The organism is Microbacterium koreense (assembly GCF_042677105.1).
GTDB classification, from domain to species: Bacteria; Actinomycetota; Actinomycetes; order Actinomycetales; family Microbacteriaceae; genus Microbacterium; species Microbacterium koreense.
On sequence record NZ_JBHTIM010000001.1, the window covers coordinates 669,355 to 686,318 of the forward strand.

A 16,964-nucleotide genomic window follows, 5' to 3' on the forward strand; every position below is an offset into this window, starting at 1 on the left:
GCCGCATCACACGCGCGCGGTCGAACCGCGCACGATCAGTTCGAACGGCAGTCGGCCGGGCTCGTGTTCGGCGCCGGGGTTCTCGAGTTCGTCCAGAATCGCGTCGGCGGCGCGTTCGCCCTGCTGGCGGGGGAATTGGTCGACGGTCGTCAACCGGAAGAACTCGCTGAGCTCGTGCCCGTCGATGCCGACGACCGAGAGGTCTTCGGGCACGCGGTACCCCAGTTCGCGTGCGGCGAGCAGCGCACCGATGGCCATCTCATCGGATGCGGCGAAGATCGCCGTGGGGCGATCTCCCGGGCGCCCGAGCAGTTGCTTGGCGGCGCGGAATCCGCCCTCGATGGTGAAGTCGGCGGGCTCGAACAGGGCGGCGTGCGCCGCGATGCCGGCATCCGCCAGTGCCTGCTCGAAACCCTGCCGACGCCGCGTGGGGATGTGGAAATCGATGTCGAACTCGGGGCTCGCGCCGATGTGCGCGATGGTGCGGTGGCCGAGCGAGAGCAGGTGCTCGGTGGCGAGGCGCGCCACGGCGACATCGTCGACCGTGAGGGTCGTCAGGCCGGGATTCGGGCCGCCGATGCCGATGACGGGTAGGTCGAATCCGGCCAACCGCTGCGTCTCCTCATCGCTGAGTTCGAGGGAGATCGCAATGACGCCGTCGACGCGGCGGCGCCGCAGGAATGTCTCGAAGATCTCGGCGCGCTCGGCGCGGTCATCGGTAAGGCTGTACAGGGTGATGTCGAATCCCCGCCGCATGAGCGCGGAAGCGATGCCGCTGAGCACCGTCGAGAAGAACCACCGGTCGAGGAAGGGGACGAGCACACCGACGTTTCGGGTGCGGCCCGACGCCAGGCTCGACGCCGACGACGAGACCACATACCCGAGGCTCTTCGCCGCGACTTCGACGCGATCGCGGGCCGCCGCCGAGACGTGGCCGCGTCCGCTGAGCGCACGGGAGACGGTTGCCGTCGAAACCCCTGCGAGCTTGGCGACCTCGTCGATGCTGGCCACGTCGTCACTCCCGTCGGTCGTCGCTGGTGGCGCCGGGTGGCGTCAGTCGACCGCCAGCCACACCGTGGTGTCGACGGGCAGCTGTCGCTCGACGATATCGCCGCTTGCGGCGATCACCGTGCCATCCGGGATGGTCACGGGTGTCTCGCCCAGGTTCGCCACCACGGTCACATCGCCATTGCGGAAAGCCACGACATCGTCGCCGAAACCGTCGAGCCACGTGATGTCCCCGGTCGCCAGGCTCCGCTCGCGGCGTTCGGAGAGCAGCGTGCGGTAGAGCGACAGGGTGGATGCGGGGTCGCCCTGCTGACGGTCGCGCGCGAACTCCGCCCAGACGTCCGGCTGTGGCAGCCACGAGGCGCCGGTCTCGCTGAAGCCGTACGCGGGCGCATCCGCGGACCAGGGGATCGGCACCCGGCATCCGTCGCGCCCGTAGCGCTCGCCGTCGGTGCGGAACCACGTCGGGTCTTGTCGTGCATCTCCCGGGATGTCGATCACCTCGGGCAGGCCGAGTTCTTCGCCCTGATACAGGTACGCCGACCCCGGCAACGCCAGCATCACCGACGTCGCTGCGCGAGCGCGTGCGAGGCCCACTTCGGGAATGGGCTGCCCGGGTGAGTCGGGTCCGATGCCGTGACCTTGGGGGTTCTCGGCGGTCAGTGCAAGGCGGGACGCGTGGCGCACAACGTCGTGGTTCGACAGCACCCACGTGCTCGGCGCGCCGACGGCGCCGTAGGCGGCGAGCGACGCATCGACGACGCTGCGCAGGCGTGCGGCATCCCACGGCGTCTCGAGGTACTCGAAATTGAACGCCTGGTGCATCTCGTCGGGTCGTACCCACAACGCCGTCTTCTCGGGCGTCGGGAGCCACGCTTCGGCGCACAGCGCGCGGTCGCCGTCGTACTCGGCGAGCAGCGTGTGCCAGTCGCGGAAGATCTCGTGCACACCCGGCTGACCCCAGTAGGGCACGTCGGCTTCTTCTCCACCCATCGAGCCGGCGTCGGGGTCGGGTGTGTAGTCGGGGAGGCCGTCGGCCTTGATCATGCCGTGTGCGACGTCGACGCGAAACCCGTCGACGCCGCGGTCGAGCCAGAAGCGCAGGATGCGGCGGAACTCGGCGCGCACTTCTTCGTTCGTCCAGTCGAAGTCCGGCTGCGACGAGTCGAAGATGTGGAGGTACCACTGCCCCGGGGTGCCATCGGCATCGGTGATGCGCGTCCAGGCCGGCCCACCGAACACGGAGTCCCAGTTGTTCGGGGGGAGCTCGCCATCGGTGCCGAGGCCGTCGCGGAACATGTAGCGGGCGCGTTCGGGGCTCCCCGGAGCGGCCGCGAGCGCTTGCTGGAACCAGTCATGCTGGTCGGAGGAGTGGTTGGGAACGAGATCGACGATGACGCGGATGCCGCGTCGATGCGCCTCGGCGAGCATCACGTCGAAGTCGGCGAGCGTGCCGAAGAGAGGGTCGACGTCGCAGTAGTCGGCGACGTCGTAGCCGGCGTCTTTCTGCGGCGACCGCTGAAAGGGGCTCAGCCAGATCGCGTCGACGCCGAGGTCGGCGAGATCGCCGAGTCGCGCGGTGATGCCGGGAAGGTCGCCGATGCCGTCACCCGAGGAATCCGCGAATGAGCGGGGATAGATCTGGTAGATCACGGCGCTGCGCCACCATTCAGCGCCCGGGCGGGTGGTGAGGGCCGTCTCTGCGAGGTCTGTCGGCGTCATCGGATCAGGATACTGCAAGCGCTTGCATGCCATTGATTCGTGTCACTTGAGCCATTGTTCACCAAAAATCCTCGTGGAATGTCGGATGCGTCTGCAAAGATCGATTTCGACGGGCGATCCGCGCACCCTTCGTACGCGCGGTAGGCAGCCATCTGGGATATATGGCAGCCGCTCCACACGCCGATGGTCTGTGGTGCGTTCGCGCGTCGACAACTGAATGGGGAATCAATGTCGAAGAAGCACGTCACTGCTGGTCTGGCGACCGCAGCACTTGTCGGAGTTCCGGTCCTGGGGCTGTCCATCGGAGCGCTCGTCGGCGGTCCGGGTGACGCAGCCGTCGCCGAAGACCGCACCACCTCCCTCGTGGCCTCTGCCGCCGAGGAGTCGGCGCCGCAGGAGACCACGGCGCCCGTGTCCGAGGAAGACGCCTCGGGCTCGAGCGACGCCGAGGGCTCGTCCGGGTCGTCGGGCTCGTCCGGGTCCACCGGCACGTCCTCCGTGCAGGAGCCGGGCGACTCGTCGGATGAGGGATCCGAAGAAGAGCCGAGCGAAGGCTCAGACGCTCTGCCGCCGGCCGACGTCACCAAGCCCGTCATCAACGACAGCGCGTTCGGACCCGTGCGTGGTGTCCAAACGTTCGAGCTGTCGCAGGTCGAGCAGAACCCGCACCGCACCTACGTCGAGATCCAGCAGATCGTCGATGGCAAGTGGAAGAAGTTCCAGGGCGAGCAGTTCATCGACACGAACGAGTTCGCGTTCACGGTCGACACCGACATCCTCTCCTCGGGCGTGCGCTCGCAGCTCAAGGTGTCGACGTGGGATGACGCGGGCAACCACGCCAGCAAGACCTTCCCGGTCGGCATCGACCGTGACCGGCCGACCACGACGCTCGTCGCTCCGGTGGGTGGTCTCACCAACGCCGCTCCGCTCGAGATCCGTCTCGACGCAGCCGACGAGCAGGGCCTGGACCGCATCACCGCGAACATCTACCAGGAAGGTTCGCTGGTGCGCAGCACCTCGACCGGGGTCGACGGTGACACCACCGCGACGCACACCGCGTCGGTCTCCCTGCCCGACGGCGCATACGTCATCCGTTACAACGCGCGGGACCTCGCCGGCAACATCGCCGTGACCGAGCAGCGCGCGGTGCACATCGACACCGTCGCCCCGGGCATCGCCGTCAAGGCCGGCGTCGAGCCCACCAACGGCATCTACAACACCAAGCCGAGCTTCAAGCTGTCGGACTCGGGTGCCGGTCAGGTGGACTACGTGCTCATCAACGGTGTCAAGAAGGACCTGACGAACAACACCTGGTCCGACCTGAACGCGCAGAACTACGCCGCGGTGCAGGGCACGAACGTCATCGAAGTGTTCGACACCGCGGGCAACAGCACCGCGTTCGAGTTCGTCTTCGATTCGCTCGCGCCTGAGTTCGTGGTCAAGGACGGCGCAGTGGTCGTCGACGGCACCTATCTCAACGTCCCGAGCTTCAAGCTCGTCGACCAGGGTGACGGTCAGATCGACTACGTGGTCGTCAACGGCACGAAGCTCGACCGCACCGACAACAAGTGGTCCGACCTGAACGCGCAGAACTACAACCCCGTCCAGGGACTGAACGTTCTCGAGCTCTTCGACACCGCGGGCAACAGCACGGTCTTCGAGTTCGTGCTCGACACGACGCCGCCGACCATCACGCTGAAGACCGACGGCGCGCAGCCTCACAACGGCATCTTCTCTGACGAGCCGAGCTTCAAGCTGCACCACCCGGGCCTCGGCCAGGTCGACTACGTGCTCATCAACGGCGTCAAGAAGGACCTGACGAACAACACCTGGTCCGACCTGAACGGTCAGAACTACAGCGCAGCGCAGGGCTCGAACACCGTCGAGGTCGTCGACACCGCGGGCAACCGTAGCTCGTACACCTTCATGTTCGACTCGCTCGCACCGCAGATCACCGTCAAGCCGGGCGCGGTCGTCGCCGGCGGCACCTACCTCAACGTCCCGAGCTTCAAGCTCATGGACCAGGGTGCAGGCCAGGTCGACTACGTCGTGGTCAACGGTGTGACGATGGACCGCGCGAACAACAAGTGGTCTGACCTGAACGCGCAGAACTACAGCCCCGTTCAGGGCCTGAACGTGGTGACGCTGGTTGACACGGCCGGCAACAGCACGGTCTTCGAATTCGTCCTCGACACGACCGCGCCGACGATCACGGTCAAGCCCGGCGCCGACATGGTCGACGGCGAGTACGTCACCGAGCCGAGCTTCAAGCTCCACCACCCCGGTCTGGGCCAGGTCGACTACGTGACGGTCAATGGGGTCGTGCGTGACCTCAGCAACGCCAAGTGGTCTGACCTGAACGCGTCCGCCTACGCGGCGCAGCCGGGTCTGAACACCGTCGCCGTGTTCGACACCGCCGGCAACAGCAGCTCGTTCCAGTTCACGTTCGCCCCCGCCGCGAACTGAGTGAACGGATGCCGCAGGCTGCGGCATCCTGAACAGCACGGGAGGGATCGGCGCCGCGGCGCCGGTCCCTTCCTCGTTCCTTGGCGACACGCGCGCCGGGGCGTCGGTATCGTGTGGGGGTGACCGACGATCTCGCCCGCGCCGAAGCGCTCATCCGCACCATCCCCGACTATCCCGAGCCCGGGGTGCAGTTCCGAGACATCACGCCCCTCCTCGCCGACGCGGCCGCGCTGAGTACCGTGATCGACGCGCTCATCGACCCGTTCGCGGGCGAGTTCGATGTCGTCGCCGGAATCGAAGCACGAGGGTTCCTCCTTGCCGGCGCGGTCGCCACACGTGCCGACGTCGGACTTGTCCCCATCCGCAAGGCCGGAAAACTACCGCGGCCCGCGGCCTCCGTCGCCTATTCGCTCGAGTACGGCAGCGCGACCATCGAAGTCCATGACGACATCGCGCCGGGAACGCGTGTCCTGCTCGTCGACGATGTGCTCGCCACCGGCGGCACCCTCCGTGCCGCTCATGAATTGATGCCACGCATCGGCGGGTCCGTCGTCGGTACTGCGGTGCTGCTCGAGCTTCTGGCCCTCGGCGGGCGCGCCCTCGTCCCCGACGTGCGCACCGTCTTCACCGTCTGACCGCCGGTCGATCCACAGCACCGCGCCGGGGCGACGCGGGGGTCAGCCGATGACGAGATTCAGCGGCGGCTCGCCCGCTTGCATCCGCTCGATCTGCGCTTTCACCAGCGCGGCCATGCGCGGCCGCATGGCCGATGAGTCGCCGCCGACGTGCGGGACGATGAGGGCTCCCTCGAGCCCCCACAGGGCATGGTCTTCGGGAAGTGGCTCGGGATCGGTCACATCGAGGGCTGCCCGCAGGCGCCCGGACCCGACCTCGGCGACGAGGGCGTCCGTGTCGATCAGGGGCCCGCGGCCGACGTTGACGACGAGCGCGCCGTCGGGGAGTGCCGCCAAAAAATCCGCGTCGGCGATGTGGCGCGTCGCCTCCCCGCCCGGCAGCGTCAGAATGACGATCTCTGCCTCAGGGAGGAGCTTGTGCAACTCGTCCACGCCGTGGACCGCGACACCGTCCTCGACACGTGCGCGCGATGCGACGACCGTGACGTGGGTCTCGAAGGGTGCCAGGCGCGCGGCGACAGCCTTACCGACGCCGCCGTAGCCGAGGACGAGAACCCGCCGGTCGGCGAGGCTCGGCGAAGGAGCGGATGCCCATTCGTGTCGATCTTGGGCCCGCACGTAGCGGGGCAGGTCACGCTGGCTCGCGAGCACGAGAGCGAGCGCCAACTCCGCGGTCGACGCCTCGTGCACTGATGAGGCGTTGGCGAACCGCATTCCCCGAGGCAGGTGCTCGTCCACGCCGTCGAATCCGATCGACTGTCCCTGCACCAGCGCGACATCGACTCCGGCGAGCGCCGCGAGCGACTGCGCCATAGACATGTACGGCGGAACGACGATGTCGAAGGCATCGCGCGGCGGCGGGCCGGACAGCGACCAGACGACGACGTCGACGCCGTCGGGAAGAGGTGCGAGGTCGTCGGCGAGCTGCGTGGTCGGAACACTGACGGTCACGGTGTGGGGGGTCTGACTCACCCTGTCACGCTACCGCGAGGCTGCTGTTGCGCCGCACCCCACGGGGCTACGCTCGGGGCACGGCGGCGGGAGCCGCGGAAGGGGGAAGCGAGATGGTACCTGAGATCAACTACTGGGCAGTTCTGATCGCGACGGCATCGAGCATGGTGGTCGGCTCGATCTGGTACTCGAAAAAGGTGCTGGGGGCGCGCTGGGCGAAACTCGCGGGTGTCGACATGGATCGGCCGGCCGCGTCTGCGACGATCGCCATCATCGTTACGGTGCTCGTCAGCTTCGTCACGGCATGGGTGCTCGCGGGGGCGACGACGATCGCCTGGCACTTCTACGGCGGTGTTTACTTCGTCGCCGCCCTGGTGACCTCGATCGCGCTGTGGGCCGGTTTCACTGCTGCACGGTTCATCACCCACGACGCGTTCGAGGGGCGACCGACAGGTCTCACGGTCCTCAACATCGCGCACGAGCTCGTGACGGTCATCGTGATGGCGATCATCATCGGCGTCTGGCCGCCGGCCGGCACCGTTTGACCGGGGTGGGAGGTCGCGTCGCGGGCCGGGGGTCAGCTCGCGGCGGCGACCACCGCCGACATCGCCGACGTGAAGAACGGCAACCCGTCGACTCCTGACCGCATCGCGGCGGCGGTGTCGGGACCGAATCCCGGCTCGACCGCGTGCTCGGGATGCGGCATCAACCCGACGACGTTGCCGCGGGCGTTCGTGATTCCGGCGATGTCGCGCAACGAGCCGTTGGGGTTGACGCCGAGATAGCGGAACGCGACCTGCCCCTCACCCTCGAGGCGATCGAGTTCGGCTTCGGAGGCGATGTAGCCACCGTCGGCGTTCTTCAACGGAATGACGATCTCATCTCCCGCGCTGAAGTCCGAAGTCCAGGCGGTGTCGGCGTTCTCCACCCGCAGACGCTGGTCGCGTCGGATGAACTGCTGATGGGCGTTGCGGATGAGCCCGCCCGGCAGCAGGTGTGCCTCGACGAGCATCTGGAAGCCGTTGCAGATACCGAGGACGGGCATGCCGGCGGATGCGGCATCCTTCACCTCAGCCATGATCGGTGCCAGCGCGGCGATCGCACCCGCGCGCAGGTAGTCGCCGTAGCTGAAGCCGCCGGGGAGGACGAGCGCGTCGACGCCGTCGAGATCGTGGGAGCCGTGCCACAGCGCAACGGGCTCGCCGCCTGCCACTCGGATCGCGCGTTGCGCGTCGCGGTCGTCGAGGGATCCGGGGAAGGTGATGACGCCGATACGGGCGGTCATTCCACGACCTCGATGCCGACGACGTCCTCGATGACGGAGTTCGACAGGATCTCGTCGGCGATGCGGCGCGCGGTGGCGAGAGTCGCTTCATCGACCTCGCCGTCGACGGTGAGCTCGAACCGCTTGCCGATTCTCACATCGGTGAATCCGTCGACGTCCAGCCGGGCGAGGGCGCCGGCGACGGCCTTTCCCTGCGGATCCAGCAGCTCGGCCTTGGGCATGACGTCGACGACGATGGTGGGCATGGCACGGCTCCGGAGGTCGCGGGCGGGGTTCCCGCCAAGTCTAGAGCCCCCGACCGAGGTCGCCGTCCCGCCGCGCGTCCGAAGGTCGTGACGCAATCGTGACCAATCCATGGGAGCGCTCCCTTGCATCCGTGGGAGCGTTCCCATACGGTGGGATCACGATTCCATGGGAACGCTCCCACAGAATCGACGGATCCTCCCGGTCCATGTTCTGCACGCATCACCGACATCTGACACACACAAAGGAGTGACAGTGAACACACGTGCCTTCCGCAAGGGCGCCGCGGCCGTCGCAGCTCTCTCGGCCACCGCAATCGTCGTCGCCGGCTGTTCCGGAGGCGGGGGCGGCGACGCCACCGCCGAGCCCGACGGCGACATCACGCTGACCGTCGCGACGTTCAACGACTTCGGCTACACCGATGAACTGCTTCAGCAGTACATGGACGAGAACCCGAACGTCACCGTCGTCCACAACCGTGCCGCCGAGTCCGGCGACGCACGCGCCAACTTCTTCCAGAAGCTCGGCAAGGGTGGCCTCGCCGACGTCGAAGCAGTCGAGATCGACTGGTTCGCCGAGGCGATGCAGTACTCCGACCTGCTGGCTGAGGCCCCCGACGACGTCAAGGGTCGCTGGCTCGACTGGAAGGAAGCCGCCGCCACCGACGCGGACGGGCGCCTCGTCGGATTCGGCACCGACATCGGCCCGCAGGGCGTCTGCTACCGCGCCGACCTGTTCGAGGCCGCGGGCATGCCCAGCGACCGCGAGGGCGTCGCCGAACTGTTCGACGGTGACTGGGAGAACTTCCTCGATGTGGCCGACCAGTACCGCGAGGCCACCGGCAAGCCGATGATCGACTCCGCCAACTCCGTCCTCCAGGGCATCGTCAACCAGATGGAGTACACCTACACCGAGCCCGACGGTGCGGACATCGCGACGACCAACCCCGAGATCGCCGACGCGTACAACCTCGTCGTCGAGCGCGCCATCCCCAACTCGGCTTACCCCGGCCAGTGGTCGGACGACTGGTTCGCCTCGATGGCTAACGGCGAGTTCGCCACGATGCTGTGCCCCGGATGGATGCTCGGCGTCATCTCGGGCAACGCGCCCGAGGTCACCGGCTGGGACATCGCCGACGTCTTCCCGAACGGTGGCGGCAACTGGGGCGGCTCATACCTGACCGTTCCGGCTGACGGTGCCAACGTCGAAGCCGCGCTCGACCTCGCGTCGTGGCTCACCGCTCCCGAGCAGCAGATGCAGGCGTTCGCGAACGCCGGCACCTTCCCGAGCCAGGTCGAAGCGCTCGAGAGCAGCGAACTGGCCGCGTCGACCAACGAGTACTTCAACGACGCTCCCGTCGGTGAGATCCTGGCCGACCGCGCCGAGGCCGTGACCGTTGCTCCCTACAAGGACGCGGACTACTTCAAGTACCACGACGCTCTCCAGAACGCCGTGAACCGCGTCTTCGACGGCATCGAAGACCAGACCACCTCGTGGAACACGTGGGTGGCCGAGGTCGAAGCCTTCTGACACTGATCGGGGTGCGGATCGCCCGGCGGTCCGCACCCCGCCCTGTCTCGCCCACGCACTCGGAGGCTCCTCGTGACATCGACCACCACGCGCCCGTCGGCCACCGGACCGGATGACCGGTCCAGCCAGGAGCGTTCCCCACGCGCCCCGCGCGTCCTCTCCTTCTCGCAGCGGCTGAGCAAGTGGGACGTGAAGGTTTCGCCCTACCTGTACATCTCGCCGTTCTTCATCCTCTTCGCGATCGTCGGCCTCTTCCCCATCGCGTTCACCGCGGTCATCTCGTTCCAGGAGTGGGACCTCGTCCGAAACTCCGGCGAGTTCGTCGGGTTCGAGCAGTACATCTGGATCCTCAACGACCCGAAGTTCTGGACGGCGCTGCGCAACACGTTCAGCATCTTCCTGCTGTCGACCATTCCGCAGCTGATCCTCGCCGTGTTCATTGCCGGCATGCTCGATCGCAACATCCGGGCCAAGACTTTCTGGCGGATGAGCGTTCTGCTCCCCTACGTCATGGCTCCGGTCGCCGTCGCGCTGATCTTCAGCAACATGTTCGGCGACAACCACGGCTTGGTGAACAACATCCTTTCGTCGATCGGTATCGAGCCGATCCCGTGGCACAAGGATCCGTTCTGGAGCCACGTCGCCATCGCGACGATGGTCAACTTCCGGTGGACCGGCTACAACGCCCTCATCCTCCTCGCGGCCATGCAAGCCGTGCCACGCGACTACTACGAGGCGGCCACCGTCGACGGGGCCGGTGCCTTCCGCCAGTTCTTCAGCATCACGATGCCATCGCTGCGCCCGACCCTGATCTTCGTCATCATCACCTCGACCATCGGGGGCCTGCAGATCTTCGACGAGCCGCGCATGTTCGACAACGTCGGCCAGGGCGGCCCCGCTCAGCAGTGGATGACGATCACCCTGTACCTCTACAACATCGGTTGGGGCGAGTTCAACTTCGGACGCGCGGCGGCGCTCGCGTGGATTCTGTTCATCATCATCCTCGTGATCGGCCTCATCAATCTGCTCGTCACGCGTCGCCTTGTTCGCGACGACGGCGGTCGCGGCGTCACGAAACCTCGTCGTCGCAAGAAGGGAGTTCAGCCGTGAGCAACGCCACTCCGCCGCTCGCCATCGTCGAGGAGAACATCCCGAACGAGCGGCGCCGCAAGCGCGGCGAACGCACGACCAAGATCCGCGGTGTCCGCGCCGGATTCTGGGTGTACGCGGGCCTCGGCATCGTGGTCGTGTCGGCCATCTTCCCGTTCTATTGGTCCTTCCTGATCGGGTCCGGCGACGCGTCGACCATCAACGACCCGAACATGTCGTGGTTGCCCGGCGGCAACTTCGTCGACAACGCACTCTCGGTGATGAACGACCCCGCAGTGAACTTCTGGGTCGCGTTGTGGAACTCGATCTACAGCTCCACGCTGATCGCGATCTCGGTCGTCACCTTCTCGACGCTTGCCGGCTGGGCGTTCGCGAAACTGCGCTTCCCCGGCGGCAAGTGGCTGCTGGCCTTCGTCGTGGCCACCATGGCCGTGCCGATGCAGCTGGGTGTCGTGCCGCTGTACATCCTGTTCGCCGACATCGGCTGGACCGGCAACATCGGTGCCGTCATCATCCCTGCGCTGGTGACCGCGTTCGGTGTGTTCTGGATGACCCAGTACCTCAGCCAGACCGTGCCCGATGAACTCATCGAGGCCGCCCGTGTCGACGGTGCCTCCATGATCCGCACGTTCTGGACGATCGGCGTGGTCGCCGCGCGCCCCGCCGCGGCGATGCTCTTCCTGTTCACCTTCGTCACCGCGTGGAACCAGTTCTTCTGGCCGTTCATCGTGCTCGACCGACAGAGCCCCACGCTTCCGGTCGCCCTGTCGCTGTTGCAGGCAAACTACTTCGTCGACTACTCCGTCGTCCTCGCCGGCGTGCTGCTGGCCACGATCCCGCTCATGCTGCTGTTCGTCGTCGCGGGCAAGCAGTTGGTCAGCGGAATCATGGCGGGCGCGGTGAAGGGCTGATAGACCAATGACCATCCTTATCGGAGAGGACTCTGCGCCGATGACCGCGACTCCGTCACGGACCTTCCCGTCCGATTTCTTGTTCGGCGCGGCGACCGCTGCGTTCCAAATCGAAGGGGCGGCGTTCGAGGACGGCCGGCGCGCATCGGTGTGGGACACGTTCTGTCGGGTTCCCGGTGCGGTGATCAACGCCGACAACGGTGACGTCGCGTGCGATCACTATCACCGCTACGCCGACGACGTCGCGCTCATGAAGCGGATGGGGTTGCAGACCTACCGGTTCTCGACGTCATGGGCCCGTGTCCGACCCGACGGTGGCGTGGTGAACGCGAAGGGCCTGGACTTCTACGAGCGTCTTGTCGACGAGTTGCTCGAGGCCGACGTCCTGCCGTGGCTGACGCTCTATCACTGGGATCTGCCCCAAGCCTTGCAGGATGAGGGCGGGTGGACGGTCCGCTCGACGGCCGACAAGTTCACCGAGTACGCCCTCACGATGCACGACGCGCTCGGGGATCGGGTGAAGGTGTGGACGACCCTCAACGAACCCTGGTGTGCGTCCTTCTTGAGCTATACGGCTGGGCTGCATGCGCCGGGCCACTACAGCATGCGTGAGGGGCTTCTGGCATCCCATCACCTGCTTCTAGGTCACGGCCAGACGGTTCGTGAGCTCCGGGCGCGCGATGAGTCGCTCGATCTCGGCATCACGCTCAACTTCACCGTCGCAGACCCCGCCGACCCGGACAACCCGGACGACGTCGACGCTGCCCGACGCCTCGACGGACAGCACAACCGCTGGTTCCTCGATCCGGTCTTCCGCGGCCAGTACCCCGCCGATATCGTCGAGGATTTCCGGGCGACCGATTCCGCGGCGACCGAGGCTTTCGAGGCGGCGGTTCTCCCCGGTGACCTCGATGTGATCGCAACGCCGATCGATGCGCTCGGCGTGAACTACTACCACGGGGATGCCGTCAGCGCCGCCGAGCCGGCGAACCCGCCCGAGGCCGGGCACGCCCCGACCGACCGGCCGGGTGCCTCGCCGTTCCCGGCGGGGAGCGGATACCCCGTCGAGCGCGGCCTCGGGCGCACGGCCATGCACTGGGAGATCCAACCCCACGGTCTCACGCGCCTGCTCGAGCGAGTGTGGAACGAATACGCGCAGCCGGCCGGCACGGCGCTCTACGTCACCGAGAATGGGGCGGCCTTCGACGACGTCGTCACCGAGATCGACGGCGAGACGCGCGTCCCGGATGCCGGCCGCACCGACTTCCTCCGAAGCCACCTCGGGGCCGTACTCGATGCGGCTGAGGCCGGGGTCGACGTGCGGGGCTACTTCTACTGGTCGATGCTCGACAACTTCGAGTGGGCCTGGGGATACGAGAAGCGGTTCGGCATCGTGCGGGTCGACTACGACACGCAGGAGCGGGTGCTGAAGGACAGCGGCCGCGAGTACTCCCGTATCATCGCGTCTCGGACGATCGACGTCCCGAACGCCACACTCTGAGGCTGAGGCGGCCGGTCGGTTCGTTCGGAAAGGTACGAGCATGACGACGGATGCGACCCGCACGACGGTCACCATCGAGGAGGTCGCCGCGACGGCAGGCGTCTCGCGGTCGACCGTCTCGCGCGTCGTGAACGGCTCCACGGCGGTGAGTCCGGCGGCCCTGGAAGCCGTGCAGCGGGCGATCGCCGAGCTCAACTACGTGCCCAACCGTGCGGCGCGCTCGCTGGCCAGCCGCCAGACGCACGCGATGGCGCTGATCGTGCCCGAGGACACCACCCGGTTCTTCGGTGACCCGTTCTTCGCCTCCGTCGTCTCTGGGATCAACTCGCGGTTGAGTCGATCGGACTACGTGCTCAACCTCTTCATCGCCAGCGATGACCCCGGCGACAAGACCACGAGCTACGTGCGCAGCGGAGCAGTGGACGGAGCGATCGTGGTCTCGCACCACACGAGCGACACGTTCATCGACCGGATCGCGGCGGTCATCCCCGTGGTCTACGGTGGGCGGCCCGTGCGGGAGCGGGAGCGGGACTATTACGTCGACGTCGACAACCGCCGAGGTGCGTACGAGGCGACCATCCACCTCATCGAGTCAGGCCGACGCCACATCGCCACCATCTCAGGCCCGATAACGATGCCTGCCGGCGTCGATCGAGTGCAGGGGTTCCGTGAAGCGCTCGCGGACCACGGTCTCGCCGAAGTCGCCGCCGAAGACGGGGGGTTCACCGCCGACGGCGGAACGATCGCGATGCGGCGGATCCTCGAGAGTGGAGTGCGCCCCGACGCGATTTTCGCGGCAAGCGATCTCATGGCTCAGGGAGCGATGGCGGTCTTGGCGGCAGCGGGACTGCGCGTTCCTGACGACGTGGCGATCGTCGGCTTCGATGACTCACCCGTGGCGACCTCGGTCACGCCGCGCCTCACGACGATGCGTCAGCCGTCGTTCGCCCAGGGGGAGCAGATGGCGAGCATGCTCATCGATCTTCTGGCGGGCCGAGAACCCGATCACGTGACGATTCTCGAAACCGAACTGGTGGTGCGGGACTCGGTCTGACGGCCGACTTCGGCGCGTCAGCGTCAGATACGTCACGACGTCACGTCTCACTATCGAGCGTCTCGTTCCGTGATGCTCAGGCCGTTGCTCGGTGCCGCCCTGAGTTCGAGCGCGGTCCCTGGGAGGGGGATGGAACCCCAAGACCGTCCCTCTCCCGCCCTTCTCGTCACATCCGATCTCCGACCCGTTGAGAGCGGGTGATCCGAGCGGGTGATTCCGACGTACTCATCCGCATACATCCCCCTACGCGTGGTGTCATCGTTTCTGCGCACGGCACGAGCGGGGGCTCGAGCCAGACGGCGGGGGCCGTCGCGTGGGGGGTTCGATCAGCGGATCGTGCCGGATCATCAGGGGGATCAATCCGCATGCACACCATCGCGTACATCACGCCCGATACAGGGCGCGTCGTCGAAGCCGACGATTCCGCATCACTCAGCGATGCCGACGAGTCCGTTCTCGCCGCACTGGCGAACGCGGGCGATCGGGCCGCGGCATCCGAGTACTTCGCTCGGAATCTGCCGAAGCTGCGCATCATCGCGCGGGCCATCGGGTCGGACATCATGGACTACGAGGACCTGCTCTCGGATGCCGCCGCCACCGTGCTCGACAAGTGGACCGTCGGCACGGGGCCGACGACCTACGTGACCGCCTATCTCGCGCAGGCGATGCGCAACCGTGTGCGCGACGAGCTGCGATCGCCGCGGTCGCGGGTCGGCGCGCTCGTCGATGAACCCGTGATCGACCAATCGCCGTCACACCGTCGTGCCGACTGGCACCGTGAGTACGATCTTCTGCGTCGCGCCCTGCGCTCGATGCCCGCCGACCAGCGCACGGTGCTGCTCGCCACGGCGGTCGACGGTCGCAAGACCGGCGAAGTCGCCACCGAGTTCGGGCGCGATCCGGGCAGTGTGTATTCGCTCCTGCGGCGCGCGAAGCTTCGGCTGCGGCGGGCGATCCTCGCGGTGGCGATCGATGACAACGCGCGTGGTGCGGAGTGCCGCGCGCTCGTCAAGCGCCTTCCGGATGCCGTGCCCGCCCGGCCCGATCAGCTCGACAACCCCGTCGTGGTCGCGCACGTGCGCGCGTGCGACGGATGCGCGACGGCGTGGAGCGCCTACGACTCGTTGGCGCAGGCGGCCGCTGCCTGACACACCGCGCCCCGGCATCGCCACCGACGCCGGGGCGCGGAACGGTCAGCGGACAGGGGACTCTTCGGGTCCGCCGCCCAGCTGTCCGACGGCGGGAAGTGCGCCGCCGTCGTCGGCGCCGGTCTTGCGCCACCGCGCGATCGCGTTGCCGAGGTGGTAGATGATGAGTGCCGCCGCCGAACCGATCACGATCGCCCCGAGCTGGAAGTCGCCCCACTGCATCGTGAAGCCTGCGATCGCGATGACGAGCGCCACCGCTCCCGTGTATTGGTTCACCGGTCGCGAGAAATCGACCCGGTTGTCGACCCAGATCTTGATGCCGATGATGCCGATGAGCCCGTACAGCGCCGTGGTGACTCCGCCGAGGACTCCCGCGGGGATCGAGTTGAAGATCTCGCCGACGACCGGCGAGAGACTCAGCAGCACCGCGAAGATGCCGGCGACCCAGTATGCGGCCGTCGAGTAGACGCGGGTGGCCGCCATCACGCCGATGTTCTCGCCGTAGGTCGTCGTACCCGAACCGCCGAACGAGCCGGCGAGCGCGGTGGCAGCGCCATCGGCGATCAGCGCGCGCCCCGTCTGCTTGTTGACCGCCGCATCCGTCATGGTCGCGACGCCGCGCACATGGCCGACGTTCTCAGCGATGAGGACGAGGACGACCGGCAGGAACATCGCGATCACGCCCCAGGTTCCGGGCGAGACGAAGTCGGGGAGGTGGAAGGTGGGCAGGCCGATCCAGCGGCCTTCGGCGATGAGCTGGTTCACCGCGGTGAAGTCGACCTCTTCACGGAAGAGCGCGAAGACGTAGCCGACGATCACTCCGAGGAAGATCGAGATGCGTCCGAGGAAGCCGCGGAACAGCACGCTGAACAGCACGACGGAGACGAGGGTGACGGTCGCCGTGACCGGCGCCTGCTGGAAGCTTCCCCACGCCACCGGCGCGAGGTTGAACCCGATCAGTGCGACGATCGCCCCGGCGACGACCGGCGGCATGAGCTTCTCGACCCAGCCGAGTCCGGCGAATTGCACGATGAACCCGACGGCGGCGAGCAGCACGCCCACCGCGACGATACCCGCGAGCGCCGACCCCATGCCGGCGGAGGCCGTGGCGGCGGTGACCGGTGCGATGAACGCGAAGGACGACCCCAGGTAGCTGGGGAGTCGGTTGCGGGTGACGAGCAGGAAGAGGATCGTGCCGACGCCCGAGAAGAGCAACGTGGTCGAGACCGGGAAGCCGGTGAGGATCGGAACGAGGAACGTTGCGCCGAACATCGCGATGACATGCTGGGCCCCGATCGCGATCGTCGCGGGCCAGTTCAGGCGCTCGTCGGGTTTCACCACCTGTCCGGGTTCGACGGTTCTGCCGTTGCCGTGCACGGTCCAGGTGGGCATTCGCGCTC

Annotated in this window: 15 protein-coding genes; 9 read left to right on the forward strand and 6 right to left on the reverse strand. The window is 67.2% G+C overall.

Annotated elements, in window-relative coordinates:
* Window positions 1–6: 6 nt before the first annotated feature.
* Together ACFQZV_RS03065 and ACFQZV_RS03070 are read right to left on the reverse strand one after the other, a co-directional pair.
* The gene (locus tag ACFQZV_RS03065; RefSeq protein ID WP_378752596.1) at window positions 7–1,011 is read right to left on the reverse strand and encodes a LacI family DNA-binding transcriptional regulator; all 1,005 of its coding nucleotides are present in this window, start codon (window positions 1,009–1,011) and stop codon (window positions 7–9) included.
* 42 nt (window positions 1,012–1,053) lie between these two features.
* The gene (locus ACFQZV_RS03070) at window positions 1,054–2,730 is read right to left on the reverse strand and encodes a glycoside hydrolase family 13 protein (RefSeq protein WP_378752598.1); all 1,677 of its coding nucleotides are present in this window, start codon (window positions 2,728–2,730) and stop codon (window positions 1,054–1,056) included.
* A gap of 228 nt (window positions 2,731–2,958) precedes the next feature.
* Here ACFQZV_RS03070 and ACFQZV_RS03075 point away from each other — a divergent pair, with 228 nt between their 5' ends.
* Together ACFQZV_RS03075 and ACFQZV_RS03080 are read left to right on the forward strand one after the other, a co-directional pair.
* Entirely contained in the window at window positions 2,959–5,196 is a 2,238-nt protein-coding gene (locus tag ACFQZV_RS03075; protein ID WP_378752600.1) for an Ig-like domain repeat protein, read from the forward strand.
* A 113-nt stretch (window positions 5,197–5,309) separates the two neighbouring features.
* Entirely contained in the window at window positions 5,310–5,831 is a 522-nt protein-coding gene (locus tag ACFQZV_RS03080; RefSeq protein WP_378752645.1) for an adenine phosphoribosyltransferase, read from the forward strand.
* A gap of 42 nt (window positions 5,832–5,873) precedes the next feature.
* On the opposite strand, the gene ACFQZV_RS03085 is transcribed toward ACFQZV_RS03080, so the two are convergent.
* Complete coding sequence (locus tag ACFQZV_RS03085) at window positions 5,874–6,803, reverse strand: 2-hydroxyacid dehydrogenase (protein ID WP_378752602.1); 930 nt, start codon at window positions 6,801–6,803, stop codon at window positions 5,874–5,876.
* A 92-nt stretch (window positions 6,804–6,895) separates the two neighbouring features.
* Here ACFQZV_RS03085 and ACFQZV_RS03090 point away from each other — a divergent pair, with 92 nt between their 5' ends.
* A complete protein-coding gene (locus ACFQZV_RS03090) occupies window positions 6,896–7,327 on the forward strand; it encodes a DUF1761 domain-containing protein (protein ID WP_378752604.1) in 432 nt (143 codons plus the stop codon).
* A gap of 32 nt (window positions 7,328–7,359) precedes the next feature.
* Here ACFQZV_RS03090 and purQ read toward each other — a convergent pair whose 3' ends face one another.
* Together purQ and purS are read right to left on the reverse strand one after the other, a co-directional pair.
* On the reverse strand, window positions 7,360–8,067 hold the full coding sequence (gene purQ / locus ACFQZV_RS03095; protein ID WP_378752606.1) for a phosphoribosylformylglycinamidine synthase subunit PurQ: 708 nt from the start codon (window positions 8,065–8,067) through the stop codon (window positions 7,360–7,362).
* Entirely contained in the window at window positions 8,064–8,312 is a 249-nt protein-coding gene (purS, locus tag ACFQZV_RS03100) for a phosphoribosylformylglycinamidine synthase subunit PurS (protein ID WP_378752608.1), read from the reverse strand. The genes purQ and purS overlap by 4 nt, the downstream gene beginning before the upstream one ends.
* A 253-nt stretch (window positions 8,313–8,565) precedes the next feature.
* Between purS and ACFQZV_RS03105 the strand changes: the two genes are divergently transcribed.
* The 6 genes from ACFQZV_RS03105 (at window position 8,566) to ACFQZV_RS03130 (ending at window position 15,564) form a co-directional block, all read left to right on the forward strand.
* Window positions 8,566–9,840, forward strand: a complete 1,275-nt coding sequence (locus ACFQZV_RS03105) for an ABC transporter substrate-binding protein (RefSeq protein ID WP_378752610.1) — start codon at window positions 8,566–8,568, stop codon at window positions 9,838–9,840.
* A 72-nt stretch (window positions 9,841–9,912) separates the two neighbouring features.
* Entirely contained in the window at window positions 9,913–10,950 is a 1,038-nt protein-coding gene (locus ACFQZV_RS03110) for a carbohydrate ABC transporter permease (protein ID WP_378752612.1), read from the forward strand.
* Window positions 10,947–11,861, forward strand: a complete 915-nt coding sequence (locus ACFQZV_RS03115; protein ID WP_378752614.1) for a carbohydrate ABC transporter permease — start codon at window positions 10,947–10,949, stop codon at window positions 11,859–11,861. Before ACFQZV_RS03110 ends, ACFQZV_RS03115 begins: the two co-directional genes overlap by 4 nt.
* A gap of 40 nt (window positions 11,862–11,901) precedes the next feature.
* Window positions 11,902–13,362: a GH1 family beta-glucosidase gene (locus ACFQZV_RS03120; RefSeq protein ID WP_378752616.1), complete on the forward strand. Its 1,461-nt coding sequence runs from the start codon at window positions 11,902–11,904 to the stop codon at window positions 13,360–13,362.
* A gap of 40 nt (window positions 13,363–13,402) precedes the next feature.
* Complete coding sequence (locus tag ACFQZV_RS03125; protein ID WP_378752618.1) at window positions 13,403–14,416, forward strand: LacI family DNA-binding transcriptional regulator; 1,014 nt, start codon at window positions 13,403–13,405, stop codon at window positions 14,414–14,416.
* 365 nt (window positions 14,417–14,781) lie between these two features.
* Complete coding sequence (locus ACFQZV_RS03130; RefSeq protein WP_378752620.1) at window positions 14,782–15,564, forward strand: RNA polymerase sigma factor; 783 nt, start codon at window positions 14,782–14,784, stop codon at window positions 15,562–15,564.
* A gap of 45 nt (window positions 15,565–15,609) precedes the next feature.
* Here the strand turns inward: ACFQZV_RS03130 and ACFQZV_RS03135 are convergent, their stop codons facing one another.
* Window positions 15,610–16,956, reverse strand: coding sequence for a uracil-xanthine permease family protein (locus tag ACFQZV_RS03135; protein ID WP_378752622.1), 1,347 nt, complete (start codon window positions 16,954–16,956; stop codon window positions 15,610–15,612).
* Between the last annotated feature and the right edge of the window lie 8 nt (window positions 16,957–16,964).

Bases quoted from the DNA above. Each gene is read 5' to 3' on its own strand.
- ACFQZV_RS03070 (WP_378752598.1), bottom strand. From the start codon at position 2,730: ATGACGCCGACAGACCTCGCAGAGACGGCCCTCACCACCCGCCCGGGC.
- ACFQZV_RS03075 (WP_378752600.1), top strand. From the start codon at position 2,959: ATGTCGAAGAAGCACGTCACTGCTGGTCTGGCGACCGCAGCACTTGTC.
- ACFQZV_RS03090 (WP_378752604.1), top strand. From the start codon at position 6,896: ATGGTACCTGAGATCAACTACTGGGCAGTTCTGATCGCGACGGCATCG.
- purQ (WP_378752606.1), bottom strand. From the start codon at position 8,067: ATGACCGCCCGTATCGGCGTCATCACCTTCCCCGGATCCCTCGACGAC.
- purS (WP_378752608.1), bottom strand. From the start codon at position 8,312: ATGCCCACCATCGTCGTCGACGTCATGCCCAAGGCCGAGCTGCTGGAT.
- ACFQZV_RS03120 (WP_378752616.1), top strand. From the start codon at position 11,902: ATGACCGCGACTCCGTCACGGACCTTCCCGTCCGATTTCTTGTTCGGC.
- ACFQZV_RS03125 (WP_378752618.1), top strand. From the start codon at position 13,403: ATGACGACGGATGCGACCCGCACGACGGTCACCATCGAGGAGGTCGCC.
- ACFQZV_RS03130 (WP_378752620.1), top strand. From the start codon at position 14,782: ATGCACACCATCGCGTACATCACGCCCGATACAGGGCGCGTCGTCGAA.
- ACFQZV_RS03135 (WP_378752622.1), bottom strand. From the start codon at position 16,956: ATGCCCACCTGGACCGTGCACGGCAACGGCAGAACCGTCGAACCCGGA.